Below are 14198 nucleotides of genomic sequence, written 5' to 3'. Positions count from 1 at the left end.
TTTGTCGACTTCCGCCGACCGGATCCGCCCGCGGAAGTCGAGGTCGGAGCCGTCCGCGGCACGCAACACCCCGATCGCCGCGTAACTTTGTCGACCGGGGGGTCAACGCCAGCCGCTGAGGGAGCAGTCTTGGCACGGAATATCGGCAGCCGGTACACCGCCCACCAGATCCTGGGGCGCGGCAGCGCCGGCACGGTGTGGCTCGGCGAAGGGCCCGAGGGCCCGGTCGCCATCAAGCTGCTCCGCGAGGACCTCGCGTCCGACCAGGAGCTCGTGGGCCGTTTCGTACAGGAGCGCACCGCGCTGCTCGGTCTCGATCATCCGCACGTCGTCGCCGTCCGCGACCTCGTGGTGGACGGCAACGACCTGGCACTGGTCATGGACCTCGTACGGGGCACCGACCTGCGGACCCGCCTCGACCGGGAGCGCCGGCTCGCGCCCGAGGCGGCCGCCGCGATCGTCGCGGACGTCGCCGACGGTCTCGCCGCCGCCCACCGGGCCGGAGTCGTGCACCGCGACGTCAAGCCGGAGAACATCCTGCTCGACATGGAGGGCCCCCTCGGACCCGGTGGCTCGCACCCGGCCCTGCTCACCGACTTCGGCGTCGCCAAGCTGATCGACACCCCGCGCCGCACCAAGGCCACCAAGATCATCGGTACGCCGGACTACCTGGCCCCCGAGATCGTCGAGGGCCTCCCGCCGCGCGCCGCCGTCGACATCTACGCCCTCGCGACGGTGTTCTACGAGCTCCTCGCCGGCTTCACGCCCTTCGGGGGCGGTCACCCCGGGGCAGTGCTGCGCCGCCACGTCACCGAGAGGGTCGTCCCGCTCCCGGGCATTCCCGAGGAGCTGTGGCAGCTGCTGGTCCAGTGCCTGGCCAAGGCCCCGGCGTCCCGGCTGCGCGCCTCCGAGCTGGCGTCCCGGCTGCGCGAGCTGCTCCCGCTCCTGGCCGGGATACCCCCGCTCGACGTCGATGAGCCGGACACCGAGTCCGAAGCGCAGGCGCACGACGAACAGAATCACGTCCCCGCCCAGGAGCAGCCCCGCCGCCGCGGAGCCGTTCCCCTGGTCCCCGGCTCCGCCCCGGACTCCAACAGGGACACCCACACGAGCATGCGCGTGCCCGCCCCCGACGAACTGGCGGGCGGCCCCCTCGGTACGGCGAGGGCCCCGCGCGCCCCGGGCCGCCCCCGGCCCGGCTCGGCCCGGAACAGGTCCGCCGCCGTCCGCAAGCGCCGCATCACCCTCGGTGCGGCGGCGGTGGCCCTGTGTGCGGTGATCGGTGTCGGCGGCTGGTTCGCCACGAGCGGGGACGACGGGGGGCCGGAGCCGAAGGACACGGGGAATTCGGCTCCCCCGCCCCCCTGAGGGCCGCCCGGCGGGGGCCGGGGTCCCGGGGGAGGAACAGGTTCACTCGTCCAGCCGTTACGCTGGACCCGTGGCAGTCGTCGATATTTCCGAAGAGCTGAAGTCCCTCTCCTCGACCATGGGGTCGATCGAGGCCGTCCTGGACCTGGACTCCCTGAGGGCCGAGATCGCCGCGCTCGAGGAGCAGGCGGCGGCGCCGTCCCTCTGGGACGACCCGGAGGCGGCCCAGAAGATCACCAGCAAGCTCTCGCACCTCCAGGCCGAGGTCCGCAAGACCGAGGCCCTCCGCGGGCGCATCGACGACCTCGGCATCATGTTCGAGCTCGCCGAGGACGAGGGTGACGCCGAGGCGCTGGGCGAGGCGGAGGCCGAGCTCGAGTCGGTCAGGAAGGCGCTGGACGAGATGGAGGTCCGCACCCTCCTCTCCGGCGAGTACGACTCGCGTGAGGCGCTGGTCACCATCCGCGCCGAGGCCGGCGGCGTCGACGCCGCGGACTTCGCCGAGAAGCTGCAGCGCATGTACGTCCGCTGGGCCGAGAGGCACGGCTACAAGACCGAGGTCTACGAGACGGCGTACGCCGAGGAGGCCGGCATCAAGTCGACCACCTTCGCCGTCGAGGTCCCGTACGCCTACGGCACCCTCTCCGTCGAGCAGGGCACCCACCGTCTCGTCCGGATCTCCCCCTTCGACAACCAGGGCCGCCGCCAGACGTCCTTCGCGGGCGTCGAGGTCCTCCCGGTGGTCGAGCAGACCGACCACATCGAGATCGACGAGTCCGAGCTGCGCGTGGACGTGTACCGCTCCTCGGGTCCGGGCGGCCAGGGCGTCAACACCACGGACTCCGCGGTGCGTCTGACCCACCTGCCCACGGGCATCGTGGTCTCCTGCCAGAACGAGCGCTCGCAGATCCAGAACAAGGCGTCCGCGATGAACGTCCTCCAGGCGAAGCTGCTCGAGCGCCGCCGCCAGGAGGAGCAGGCGAAGATGAACGCTCTCAAGGGCGATGGCGGCAACTCCTGGGGAAACCAGATGCGTTCGTACGTCCTGCACCCGTACCAGATGGTCAAGGACCTGCGTACGGAGTTCGAGATGGGCAACCCGGAAGCGGTCTTCAACGGCGAGATCGACGGCTTCATCGAGGCGGGCATCCGCTGGCGCAAGCAGAGCGAGAAGTAGCCGTACGCGTACGGCGGCCGGGCCCGGGCAGGGGAATCCTGCCCGGGCCCGGACCGTTCTCCCGCCGGTGACCGGGAAGTTGGGCGGGTCGTGTGGCGAATGAGTCACAGTCGTGATTCCGATTGCCCGTCAAGAACCCCCATAGCGGCGCTTATGCCGTGGAACGACCTTGACGTAGTCCTTAACTCTGGACAGGCTGCTAGGGCAGCACGCGTATGTCTGGGACAGGTGTGACGGGGGGCGGGGCGGGATGACCACGGTACGACGTGGGCCCCGCGGAGACCGCGACCCCGCAGGGCCGTGGACCGCATAGGGCTGCTCCACTGACGAGATCGGCTACTGGGGGTAGCAACAGATGACCAAGAAGACGCGAGTCCGCATTGCGCGGATAGCCGCTGGTGCGGTTATCGCCGCGGGCGCCTCGCTCACTGTCACCGGTGCGGCGCAGGCCGCCGGTTACCTCACCGGAGACAGCGTCGCGGACAACACCACCATGACCGAGGGCGAGCCCGAGGTCATCGGCGGTCTGCTCGGTGGCGTGGACGCCGGCGCCGAGGGTGGTGCGGGCGACCAGGGTGGTGCCGGTGACCAGGGTGGTGCGGGTGACCAGGGTGGTGCGGGCGACCAGGGTGGTGCGGGCGACCAGGGTGGTGCCGGTGACCAGGGTGGTGCGGGCGACCAGGGTGGTGCGGGCGACCAGGGTGGTGCGGGTGACCAGGGTGGTGCCGGTGACCAGGGTGGTGCGGGTGACCAGGGTGGTGCGGGTGACCAGGGTGGTGCCGGTGACCAGGGTGGTGCGGGCGACCAGGGTGGTGCGGGTGACCAGGGTGGTGCCGGTGACCAGGGTGGTGCGGGCGACCAGGGTGGTGCCGGTGACCAGGGTGGTGCGGGCGACCAGGGTGGTGCCGGTGACCAGGGTGGTGCGGGCGACCAGGGTGGTGCGGGCGACCAGGGTGGTGCCGGTGACCAGGGTGGCGCGGGCGGCGGTGACACCGGCTCCGTGACCGGCGGTGACACCGGATCCGCCACCGGCGAGACCGGTGCCGGCACCTGCACCGTCGACCTGGACGGCGCCGCGTGCGCCGACAACACCGACACCGACAGTGTCGGCAACCAGCCGGCCGAGCAGAGCAAGGGCAAGGACGAGCTCGCCGAGACCGGTGCGGCCGAGACCACGTTCCTGCTGGTCGGCGCCGCGACGATGATCGCCGGCGGTATCGGCTTCCGCATCCTGCCGCGTCTGGCGGGCGGCGGTCGTACCGTCGCCTAGAGCGTGAGCGCACGGTGAAAGGGCCTGGGGGAGCCGCTGAGACTCTCCCAGGCCCTTTCGTGTGCCCGCCTGTACCCGCAGGCGTCCGGACCGCTCCTGCGGCCGTGAGCGCCTGCGCGGTGCCTCTTGCTCAGACCTGGTGCGCGAGCAGTGCCAGCGCGGCCACAAGGATCACCATCAGCGCGATCAGCATCGCCGGATTCAGCCCGGAGAACGGGCCCTGCTCCTGCATCCGCTCCCGGCTCGCCCGGCAGACGCGGCAGCGTCCCTCGCTCACGGGTGCCGCGCAGTTGGCGCACACCAGTCGGTCGTAGGTCATGCGCATTCCTCCTCACTGCGCGGCGGAGCCGCGTTCACGTCCTCTCCGCACAACGCTCGGGGAAACGCGACCGTTCCCCCTTCCACTGTGCCAGCTCGCGCCGGTTTCGGCGCGGCCCGCAGGGCGGGGTCCGGCACGCCCCGTTTCGTTCCCTGCCGCGTTCCGTCATAAAACCCTCATAGAGGGACGCCGACTGCACGCGTCAGCCCGGTTCGCGTATGGTCACGCACACCTACTCCCGGCCGACCGTGGTGCATCCGTGATCCGATTCGACAACGTCTCCAAGACCTACCCGAAGCAGAGCCGTCCAGCTCTCCGGGACGTCTCACTCGACATCGAGAAGGGCGAGTTCGTCTTCCTGGTGGGCTCCTCCGGCTCCGGCAAGTCCACCTTCATGAGGCTCATCCTTCGCGAGGAGCGCGCCAGCCAGGGCATGGTCCACGTGCTGGGCAAGGACCTCGCGCGCCTGTCCAACTGGAAGGTGCCGCAGATGCGCCGCCAGCTGGGCACGGTCTTCCAGGACTTCCGCCTCCTGCCCAACAAGACGGTCGCCGAGAACGTGGCCTTCGCGCAGGAGGTCATCGGCAAGCCCCGCGGCGAGATCCGCAAGGCCGTGCCGCAGGTCCTCGACCTCGTCGGTCTCGGGGGCAAGGAGGACCGCATGCCCGGCGAGCTCTCCGGTGGTGAGCAGCAACGCGTCGCCATCGCAAGGGCGTTCGTCAACCGGCCGATGCTGCTGATCGCCGACGAACCGACGGGCAACCTCGACCCGCAGACCTCCGTGGGCATCATGAAGCTGCTGGACCGGATCAACCGGACCGGCACCACCGTGATCATGGCGACCCACGACCAGAACATCGTCGACCAGATGCGCAAGCGCGTCATCGAGCTCGAGCAGGGCCGTCTCGTCCGCGACCAGGCGCGCGGCGTCTACGGCTACCAGCACTGAGGGCCGTCCCGCCCTTGGGGCGTGTTTCGCAGGTCTCGCCCGCACGGGCTCCGGAACACGCCCGGCAAAGGCTTCGCCCCTTCACGCACCTGCACGAGCATCGAGTACTGAAAGGACGCCATGCGCGCCCAGTTCGTCCTGTCGGAGATCGGCGTCGGTCTCCGCCGCAACCTCACGATGACCTTCGCGGTCGTGGTCTCCGTCGCCCTCTCGCTCGCCCTGTTCGGCGGCGCGCTGCTGCTGCGCGAGCAGGTCGGCTCGATGAAGACCTACTGGTACGACAAGGTCAACGTCTCGATCTTCCTCTGCAACAAGAACGACGCCAAGGACGTGCCCAAGTGCGCCAAGGGTGCCGTCACCGCGGACCAGAAGAAGGAGATCAAGGCCGACCTCGAGAAGATGGACGCGGTGCAGAAGCCGGTCCTCTTCGAGACGGTCGACGAGGCGTACAAGCACTACCAGGAGGAGTTCGGCGACTCGCCGATGGCCGGCAGCATCACGCCGGACCAGATGCAGGAGTCGTTCCGGGTCAAGCTCAAGGACCCGCAGAAGTACAAGGTCGTCGCGACGGCCTTCGCGGGCCGTGACGGGGTGCAGTCCGTCCAGGACCAGCGGAGCATCCTGGACAACCTCTTCGAGCTCATGAACGGCATGAACGTCGCCGCGATCTTCCTGATGGCGCTGATGCTGATCATCGCGCTGATGCTCATCGTGAACACCGTGCGCGTCTCGGCGTTCAGCCGCAGACGGGAGACCGGCATCATGCGGCTGGTGGGGGCCTCCGGCTTCTACATCCAGATGCCGTTCATCATGGAGGCGGCGTTCGCCGGGCTCATCGGCGGACTGCTCGCCTGCGTGATCCTGCTCGCCGGCCGGTACTTCCTCATCGACGGCGGACTCGCGCTGCAGGAGAAGCTGAACCTGATCGACTTCATCGGCTGGGACGCCGTCCTCACCAAGCTCCCGCTGGTGCTCGCGATCGGGCTGCTGATGCCCGCCGTTGCCGCTCTCTTCGCCTTGCGCAAGTACCTCAAGGTGTGACGATCGCCCCGTGCGGCGTGCGGCCGACGGGCCGTGCGCGGCAGGGGCGTTGTCCTAGACTCGGCGCCATGCCGGGCCTCATGCATTCCTTGGTACCCCGCGGTGTCGGCCGCGGGGCGGCGCTGACACTGGTCTTCGCGAGCGTGCTCGCCGCCGGCGCGGCGACCGGGTCCCTGCCCCAGGAGGACGACGCGGGCACCGAGATGAAGGCCCGTTCCGTCTCCTCCACCGTGGGTCCCGTGGACCGCCGGGAGATGGTGGCCGCGGCCGCCGAGGCCGCGGCGGACGGGAAGTCCGGGGCAGACGCCGCGGAGGAGGTCGTCAGCCGCAGCGGGGACCGCTGGGGCGCGGTCTACGACGAGCGGGAGTACGAGGAGTTCGAGCGGGCCCTCGACGGCTCGTACACGGGGGTCGGGGTCTCCGCGCGCCGCACGGCGGACGGAGCGGTGACCGTCAGCGGCGTCCAGCCCGGTGGTCCCGCGGACCGGGCGGGGATACGCCCCGGGGACCAGCTGCGCACGGTCGACGGCAGGCCGGTGGGCGGGCGCCCCGTCTCCGAGGTGGTCGCCCTGCTGCGCGGGGACGGGACGGAGGCGGTCGAGGGCACGTCCGTCGTCCTGGGGCTGAGGCGCGGCAGGCACGTCTGGACCGAGTCCTTGCGGCGTGCCAGGCTGACGCCCGAGCCGGTGACCGTCCGGCGGCTGGGCGGTGACCCGTCATCCGCCGTACTGGTCAAGGTCGCCGCCTTCACCAAGGGCGCGGGCACGGCGGTGCGCGACGCCGTGGACGCGGCCCCCGAGCGGGCGGGCATCCTCCTGGACCTCCGGGCCAACTCCGGCGGCCTGGTCACCGAGGCCGTCACCGCCTCCTCGGCCTTCCTGGACGGCGGCCTGGTCGCCACGTACGACGTGCACGGTGAGGAGCAGGCGCTCTACGCCGAGCCCGGGGGGGACACCGAGCGGCCCGTGGTCGTCCTGGTGGACGGTGGCACGATGAGCGCCGCCGAACTGCTCACCGGCGCCCTGCAGGACCGGGGGAGGGCCGTGACCGTCGGCTCGCGCACCTTCGGCAAGGGGGCCGTGCAGATGCCCAGCGAGCTTCCGGACGGCTCGGTGGCCGAGCTGACCGTCGGGCAGTACCGCACCCCGGCGGGCCGGAGCGTCGAGGGGCACGGCATCACGCCGGACGTCGGGGCGGGCCGGGGGGCCCAGAAGCGGGCCGAGACGGTATTGAGTGGCCTCGGGGGTGGGTCGTAGTGCGAAAATGACCGCACTATGGCCAAGGAAAAAGACACCGGGCGCAAGATGATCGCGCAGAACAAGAAGGCGCGGCACGACTACCACATCCTCGACACCTACGAGTGCGGCCTCGTGCTCATGGGCACGGAGGTCAAGTCGCTGCGGATGGGCAGGGCGTCGCTGGTCGACGGCTTCGTCCAGATCGACAACGGTGAGGCGTGGCTGCACAACATCCACGTCCCCGAGTACGTGCAGGGGACCTGGACCAACCACGCGGCCAAGCGGAAGCGCAAGCTGCTCCTGCACCGGGCCGAGATCGACAAGCTGGCGTCCAAGTCGCAGGAGAGCGGCCACACCATCGTGCCGCTGGCCCTGTACTTCAAGGAGGGCCGGGTCAAGGTCGAGATCGCGCTCGCGAAGGGCAAGAAGGAGTACGACAAGCGGCAGACGCTGCGCGAGAAGCAGGACACGCGGGAGACGAACCGCGCGATCTCGGCGGCCCGCCGGCGCCAGCGGAGCGCGTGACCGGGGTCCGCACGGCGCGCTCCGGGGCTTCGGTCGCGGGGCCGCCGGAATACGGTGGCATCCGTGTGCGTTGGTCACGTACGATGGGCCGTGCGCCTCCCAGAAGGTGCACGTTTGAAAAATCAACATGGGGATGATCGGTTTCGACAGCGGATGTCGAAGCAGGGGAAGCGAGTCGAGGAAGCGGCAATGATCTCGTAAACCATATGTCGCAACCAATAATCGCCAATTCCAAGCGCGATTCCTCCGCCTTCGCCCTCGCTGCCTAATTAGCAGCTAAGCGAAGACTCTGCGGAGTGTCAGCCCGGGGGTGATCCCGACCCGGATCCTGGCATCATTCAGGGATCTAAACTTCTGAGCCCGGTCACGGGGCCCAGAAGGAAATCAAACAGTGACTGAGCCTGTCGGAGGCTTGTTCGCGTGACCTCCGGGGCCGAGAAAAGCGCAGCGAACTGCACTCGGAGAAGCCCTGGTTCTGCACCGTTGGACGCGGGTTCGATTCCCGCCATCTCCACCACCCCATGTAAGCCTCCGCCCCGCGAGTTCACTCGCGGGGCGGAGGCTTTTTCACGTCCCGGCCGGCCGGTTCGGGGACGGCGGGCCGCCGGCGCGGGTACCTCCGCGTCTCGGTGAGGGGCCGCGGGCGGGCGGAACGCGGCGCGGAATGTGCGAAGGCGCGAGGACGTTCATGCGCCGTCCGTGGCGCCCGGTGCGGGCCGGCGCGGCGCCGCGAACGGGACCGCCGCGATGACCAGGGCCAGGGCCGCCGCGCACAGCGGTGCCGCGTAACCCGTGGCCGTACCCGCGTGTTCCACCAGCCAGCCGCCGGTCGCCGAGCCTGCCGCTATGCCGCCCAGGAGCGCGGTGACGGCGAGTGTCATGCCCTCGTTGAGTTGTGCCTGCGGGGTGAGTCGCTGGATCAGTGTCATGCCGGTGACCATGGTGGGCGCCGTGGCCGCGCCCGCCAGCAGGAGGCAGCCCGCCAGTACCGGCAGGGAGCCGGTGGTGGACGCGGCGATCAGCGGGAGGGACATCAGCGCGGTCATGCCCGTGAGGCAGAGGACCAGCCGGCGCTCGACGCTCGCGGCGGGACGCAGCGACCCGTAGAGCAGTCCGGCCACGCAGGAGCCGCCCGCCTGGAGGGCGAGGATCGCGCCCCCGGCATGGGCGATCGAGACCACCTCCATGGCACCGAAGACGGCACCCGTGGCGAGGAAGACGGTCAGCAGGGCGGGCATGCCCCGGGCCCGCAGCGGGGAGCCCGCGCGGGTGTCGCGGGGGGCCACCGGGGGTTCGGTCGCCCGCTGGGCGGCGAAGACCACGACGCCCGTCATCAGCAGGACCGCACCGGTGAGGGTGCCGGCCTCGGGGAAGAGCGCCCCGCACAGAGAGGCGGCCAGCACGGGGCCGAGCATGAAGCACAGCTCGTCGACGGCCTGTTCGAAGGAGTTCGCGGTGTGCAGGGCGGCCGGATCGCCCTTGTGCAGGTGCGCCCACCGGGCCCGGGACATCCCGCCGGTGTTGGGCGTGGTGGCCGTGGCCGCGTAGGAGGCGAAGAGGGTCCAGACGGGGGCGTCGTAGTGCACGCAGAGCACGAGGGCGAGCGAGCCGAGCGCGGCGACGGCGGTGGCGGGCACGGCGATCCTGGCCTGCCCGTACCGGTCGACGAGCCGGGCCGTCCAGGGGGCGACCACGGCGGTCGCGGCCAGCCCGGTCGCGGTGACCGCTCCGGCCAGGGCGTACGACCCGTGCGCCCCGGCGATCATGATGACGGCGCTGACGCTGAACATCCCCATGGGGAGCCGGGCGATGAGGTTGCCCGCGGTGAAGGCGCGCGCGCCGGGGGTGGCGAGCAGCCGGCGGTACGGGTTGCCGGGCTCGGCCGCAGGCCTGGCGATGGGTGCGGGCGCGGCAACGGGCGCGGGAGGCGTGGACAGGCGGGGCGGAGGCGGGGTGGCGAGGGTTTCGTCGGGCACGCGTCAACTCTCACCGCGCCGGGTCCGGACCGTCCAACACCTGCTCCGCACCGATTCACGCACTCCCGTTGTAAATTTCTGGGATGGCACCCTCCGACATCGACCCCCGGCTCCTGCGCGCCTTCCTCGCCGTGGCCGAGGAACTGCACTTCACCCGGGCCGCCGCCCGGCTCTACCTGGCGCAGCAGGCGCTGAGCCGGGACATCCGCCGACTGGAGCGCGAGCTGGGCAGGGAGTTGTTCGTACGCACCACCCGCCAGGTCTCCCTCACGCCGGACGGGGAGAGGCTCCTGCCGTACGCGCGGCGGGTGCTCGACGCGCAGGACCACCTCGCCGCCGCGTTCGCCGATCCGGCCGCCCGGCCGTTGCTCGTGGACCTCAACACCGACGGGATGGCGGCGGCCAGGGTGCTGGCCAGGGCGCGTGAGCTCGCGCCCGAGTGCGAGTTGATGGCCCGCTTCGAGAGCGGCCTGACCTACGCGGCCGGCGAGGTGCTCGCCGGCCGTCTCGACGTCTCCTTCGGGCGGGCCGCCGGGCTCGAACCGGGCGTGCTCGCCCGCCTCCGCGTACAGCCGGTGCGGTACGAGCCGATGGCCGTCATGCTGCCGCGCGAGCATCACCTCGCCGCCCGCCCGGTCGTCGCCATGGACGAGTTGTCCGGCGAGACCGTCTACGCGGGGGCGGGCAACACGCGCACCCTGGAGTGGACGGATCTGGCCTCCCGGCTGTTCGCGGAGTGGGACATCGTGCTCGCTCCCCCCGCTCCGCTCGCCGTGGGAGTGGCCGAATTCCAGCGGGTGATGGCGAAGTCGGGGAATCCGGTACTGGCCGTCGTCGACTTCCCGCCGCTGCCCGGCACGGTGGTCCGCCCCCTGGTGCGCCCGGTGCCCCTGTCGCCCCTGATGATGGTGTGGCGCGCCGGACCGGACCATCCCGGACTGGGTGCCCTGCGGGCCGCCGCGGCCGAACTGGCTGCCGCGGAGGGATGGATGGTGAGGCCACCTGAATCGTGGCTGCCCGAAACCGACGCATCACTCATGCGTCACCGTTTCTTCACAACCACTGAGACGCGGTCCTGAATGTGGCGGTGGTGCGCTACATTCGGAGCCCCGGTGCACGGTGGTACGTGGCGCGAGGGCAGGGTGGGGGCCCGTCCGACGGCAAGAAACCAGTCATTTCCGCGCGCCTGTTTCACTGAGTGGGGGAAGAGCGAACACCCGTGGAAAATTGGCGCGAAGATACCCGTACCGGGCATACCCACGAGCCGCACGAGGTCACGATCCAACTGGGCGCACTCGGCCGGCACCTCTCCGAACTGCCCGCCGACCCACGCGTCCCCGGCCTTGCCGACGGGCCCGTCTTCGTCGACGAGAGCGGACGCCGCAGCAAGACGTACCGGCGGCTGGGCTGGCTGCTCGCAGGGATCTGCGCCGCCTACGCCGTGACCCTGGTGGTCGCCGTGCTCGGCGGGAACTCCTCGGCCCCGTTGCTTCCGCTCTCCGGGCAGGAGGAGCAGAAGGCGGGCGACGTCGGGGTACGGCCCGTCCCCACCGGGAGCGCGGCGGAGGAGGTTCCGGGCGCCGGCCCCGACGCCTCTCCCTCCGCCCCCACGGACCTCCCGTCCGCCGCCTCCTCCGGCCTCCTCCCGGCGGGCCGCGGCGCGCCGGCCTCGGCCCCCGGGACCAGTGCTCCGCCCAGGACGGAGGACGCACCCGCGGCGCCCGTCCCCGAGACCCCGGCCCCCGCCCCGTCCTCCGGCAGTCCCACGCCGTCGGCCGGTACCGGGAGCCCCGTCGAGGAGAGCGCGCCGGCGCTCCCGGACCCCGCCGCCCCACCGGTGCAACCAGGAGAAGGCGCCCAGTAGATGACACCCCCCGCCCCGCGGGCCGGGCAGCACAGGAAGAAGCGGACCGCTCGGCGCAGGCTCCCCATGCGCTACCTGCTCCCCTCGCTCCTCCTCGTCGCCCTCCTCGCCATGCTGATGCTGCGCGGGTACGTGCACAGCGAGATCCTCGCCGACCACCGCGTCCAGCCTCCCGCTCCGACCACCCAGGTGCCCCCCGAGGTCCTCGACGGCGGACCGGTCATCGACGCCCGCACACCCGGCAAGGCCGGGACTCTCCGGATACCCGACCACCGGATCGTCCTGACCTTCGACGACGGTCCGGACCCGGTCTGGACCCCCCGCGTCCTGGACGAGCTCAAGGAGCACCACGCGCACGGGGTGTTCTTCGTGACCGGCACCATGGCCTCGCGCTACCCGGGCCTCGTACGGCGCATGGTCGACGAGGGCCACGAGGTGGGGCTGCACACCTTCAACCACCCCGACCTCTCCTTCCAGTCGGCCCGCCGCATCGACTGGGAGCTCTCCCAGAACCAGCTGGCGCTGGCCGGGGCGGCGGGCATCCGCACCTCCCTCTTCCGGCCCCCCTACTCCTCGTTCTCCGACGCCATGGACGACAAGTCCTGGCCGGTGACGCAGTACATCGGCGGCCGCGGCTACCTCACCGTCGTGAACGACACCGACAGCGAGGACTGGAAGCGCCCCGGTGTCCGGGCGATCATCGAGCAGGCCACGCCCGAGGACGGCAAGGGCGCCGTCATCCTGATGCACGACTCCGGCGGCGACCGCTCGCAGACCGTGGCCGCCCTGGGGAAGTTCCTGCCGCAGATGCAGGAGCGCGGCTACGAGTTCACCAACCTCACCGCGGCTCTCGGCGCCTCCAGCGCCCACACCCCGGTCAGCGGCTTCGCGCTCTGGAAGGGCAAGGCGTTCGTCTACGGTGTCGGCATCTCCGAGCACGTCACCAGCGTGCTCGTGGTCGGCCTCGCGGTCATCGGGGTCCTCGTCATGGTCCGCTTCGGCCTGATGCTGCTGCTGTCCTTCCTGCACGCCAGGAAGGTGCGCCGCAGGGGCTTCTCCTGGGGCGAGCCGTTCACCCGCCCGGTGTCGGTGCTGGTGCCCGCGTACAACGAGCGCAAGTGCATCGCGTCGACCGTGCGCTCGCTCGTGGCCAGCGACTACCCGATCGAGGTCATCGTCATCGACGACGGCTCGACGGACGGTACGGCCGACGTCGTCGAGGCGATGCGGATACCGAACGTCCGCGTGGTCCGGCAGGCCAACGCCGGCAAACCGGCGGCCCTCAACAACGGCATAGCGCACGCCCGTCACGACATCGTCGTGATGATGGACGGCGACACGGTCTTCGAGCCCTCCACCGTGCGCGAGCTCGTCCAGCCGTTCGCCGACCACCGGGTCGGGGCCGTCGCCGGCAACGCCAAGGTCGGCAACCGCGATTCGCTGATCGGCGCCTGGCAGCACATCGAATACGTCATGGGCTTCAACCTCGACCGCAGGATGTACGACCTGCTGGGCTGCATGCCCACCATCCCCGGCGCGGTCGGCGCCTTCCGCCGGGACGCCCTGGACCGGATCGGCGGGATGAGCGAGGACACCCTCGCCGAGGACACCGACGTCACCATGGCCCTGCACCGCGACGGCTGGCGGGTCGTCTACGCGGAGAACGCCCGGGCCTGGACCGAGGCGCCGGAGTCCGTGCAGCAGCTGTGGTCCCAGCGCTACCGGTGGTCGTACGGCACGATGCAGGCCATCTGGAAGCACCGCAGGGCGGTCGTCGAGCGGGGGCCCTCGGGCCGTTTCGGGCGCGTCGGACTGCCGTTCGTCTCCCTGTTCATGGTGGTGGCCCCGCTGCTCGCCCCCCTCATCGACGTCTTCCTGCTGTACGGGCTGGTCTTCGGCCCGACGGGGAAGACGGTCGCCGCCTGGTTCGGCGTGCTGCTGGTGCAGGCCGTCTGCGCCGCCTACGCGTTCCGGCTCGACAAGGAACGCATGACCCACCTGATCTCCCTGCCGCTTCAGCAGGTCCTCTACCGGCAGCTCATGTACGTCGTACTGCTCCAGTCCTGGATCACCGCTCTCACCGGCGGCCGGCTGCGCTGGCAGAAGCTGCGCCGTACGGGAGTGGTCGAGGCCCCCGGCGGTACACAGAACCGCAGGAACGCGGAGAGGGACCGGAGGCCGGTCGCATGACCCACCCGAACGAACCCTGGCAGGACGGCCACGGCGGCGCCCGGCCGGGGGAGGGCGGCACCCGGGCCCAGGACGGCGGCGCCCTGTCGGCGTCGCCCGGCCGCGCCCCGGCGGCCCGCGGCCCGTACCCGCCGAGCGGCGGCCACCCGAGCCACGTCGGGTCGCCCCCGGCGCCCGGTGGCGCGTACCCGCAGCGTGGTACCCCGTACCCGCCCGGTGGCGGCGCGTACCCGGCGCCCGGTGGCGCGTACCCGCAGCGCGGCACCCCGCACCCGGCCGGT

The 14198-nt window shown here is 71.2% G+C and carries 12 protein-coding genes and 1 other RNA gene; 11 read left to right on the top strand and 2 right to left on the bottom strand.

Annotation, left to right across the window (positions count from 1 at the left end; genetic code table 11):
• Positions 1–129 precede the first annotated feature (129 nt).
• From BA175_RS21450 to BA175_RS21440, 3 genes are all read left to right on the top strand, one after another.
• The gene (locus BA175_RS21450) at positions 130–1368 is read left to right on the top strand and encodes a serine/threonine-protein kinase (RefSeq protein WP_069173039.1); all 1239 of its coding nucleotides are present in this window, start codon (positions 130–132) and stop codon (positions 1366–1368) included.
• A 70-nt stretch (positions 1369–1438) separates the two neighbouring features.
• Positions 1439–2545: a peptide chain release factor 2 gene (gene prfB, locus BA175_RS21445; protein ID WP_069173038.1), complete on the top strand. Its 1107-nt coding sequence runs from the start codon at positions 1439–1441 to the stop codon at positions 2543–2545.
• A gap of 355 nt (positions 2546–2900) precedes the next feature.
• Entirely contained in the window at positions 2901–3815 is a 915-nt protein-coding gene (locus BA175_RS21440; RefSeq protein WP_069173037.1) for a hypothetical protein, read from the top strand.
• 130 nt (positions 3816–3945) lie between these two features.
• Here the strand turns inward: BA175_RS21440 and BA175_RS21435 are convergent, their stop codons facing one another.
• Positions 3946–4134, bottom strand: coding sequence for a hypothetical protein (locus tag BA175_RS21435; protein WP_069173036.1), 189 nt, complete (start codon positions 4132–4134; stop codon positions 3946–3948).
• A gap of 259 nt (positions 4135–4393) precedes the next feature.
• On the opposite strand from BA175_RS21435, the gene ftsE reads away from it, so the two are divergent.
• The 5 genes from ftsE (at position 4394) to ssrA (ending at position 8404) form a co-directional block, all read left to right on the top strand.
• Positions 4394–5083: a cell division ATP-binding protein FtsE gene (gene ftsE, locus BA175_RS21430; protein WP_014046319.1), complete on the top strand. Its 690-nt coding sequence runs from the start codon at positions 4394–4396 to the stop codon at positions 5081–5083.
• A 120-nt stretch (positions 5084–5203) separates the two neighbouring features.
• Positions 5204–6124 carry a permease-like cell division protein FtsX gene (gene ftsX / locus BA175_RS21425; protein WP_069173035.1) on the top strand — a complete coding sequence of 307 codons (921 nt, stop codon included), beginning with the start codon at positions 5204–5206 and terminating at the stop codon, positions 6122–6124.
• Between the two features lie 68 nt (positions 6125–6192).
• Positions 6193–7380, top strand: a complete 1188-nt coding sequence (locus BA175_RS21420) for a S41 family peptidase (protein ID WP_069173034.1) — start codon at positions 6193–6195, stop codon at positions 7378–7380.
• Between the two features lie 18 nt (positions 7381–7398).
• A complete protein-coding gene (gene smpB / locus BA175_RS21415; protein WP_069173033.1) occupies positions 7399–7887 on the top strand; it encodes an SsrA-binding protein SmpB in 489 nt (162 codons plus the stop codon).
• A gap of 129 nt (positions 7888–8016) precedes the next feature.
• Positions 8017–8404, top strand: a transfer-messenger RNA (tmRNA) gene (gene ssrA / locus BA175_RS21410).
• A gap of 169 nt (positions 8405–8573) precedes the next feature.
• Here the strand turns inward: ssrA and BA175_RS21405 are convergent.
• Positions 8574–9824, bottom strand: a complete 1251-nt coding sequence (locus BA175_RS21405; RefSeq protein WP_069173160.1) for an MFS transporter — start codon at positions 9822–9824, stop codon at positions 8574–8576.
• A gap of 122 nt (positions 9825–9946) precedes the next feature.
• Between BA175_RS21405 and BA175_RS21400 the strand changes: the two genes are divergently transcribed.
• From BA175_RS21400 to BA175_RS21390, 3 genes are all read left to right on the top strand, one after another.
• Positions 9947–10942, top strand: a complete 996-nt coding sequence (locus BA175_RS21400; RefSeq protein WP_069173032.1) for a LysR family transcriptional regulator — start codon at positions 9947–9949, stop codon at positions 10940–10942.
• 140 nt (positions 10943–11082) lie between these two features.
• Positions 11083–11727, top strand: a complete 645-nt coding sequence (locus tag BA175_RS21395; protein ID WP_069173031.1) for a hypothetical protein — start codon at positions 11083–11085, stop codon at positions 11725–11727.
• Entirely contained in the window at positions 11728–13917 is a 2190-nt protein-coding gene (locus BA175_RS21390) for a glycosyltransferase (protein ID WP_107407601.1), read from the top strand.
• Positions 13918–14198 lie beyond the last annotated feature (281 nt).

Source organism: Streptomyces griseus (genome assembly GCF_001715295.1).
GTDB classification, from domain to species: Bacteria; Actinomycetota; Actinomycetes; order Streptomycetales; family Streptomycetaceae; genus Streptomyces; species Streptomyces griseus_G.
The sequence above is the reverse complement of the archived record's forward strand: the minus strand, read 5'-3'. Positions and strand labels throughout refer to the sequence as shown.

Excerpts from the sequence above, each read along its gene's own strand:
- BA175_RS21440 (WP_069173037.1), top strand. The coding sequence starts at position 2,901 with ATGACCAAGAAGACGCGAGTCCGCATTGCGCGGATAGCCGCTGGTGCG.
- BA175_RS21435 (WP_069173036.1), bottom strand. The coding sequence starts at position 4,134 with ATGACCTACGACCGACTGGTGTGCGCCAACTGCGCGGCACCCGTGAGC.
- ftsX (WP_069173035.1), top strand. The coding sequence starts at position 5,204 with ATGCGCGCCCAGTTCGTCCTGTCGGAGATCGGCGTCGGTCTCCGCCGC.
- BA175_RS21420 (WP_069173034.1), top strand. The coding sequence starts at position 6,193 with ATGCCGGGCCTCATGCATTCCTTGGTACCCCGCGGTGTCGGCCGCGGG.
- smpB (WP_069173033.1), top strand. The coding sequence starts at position 7,399 with ATGGCCAAGGAAAAAGACACCGGGCGCAAGATGATCGCGCAGAACAAG.
- BA175_RS21400 (WP_069173032.1), top strand. The coding sequence starts at position 9,947 with ATGGCACCCTCCGACATCGACCCCCGGCTCCTGCGCGCCTTCCTCGCC.
- BA175_RS21390 (WP_107407601.1), top strand. The coding sequence starts at position 11,728 with ATGACACCCCCCGCCCCGCGGGCCGGGCAGCACAGGAAGAAGCGGACC.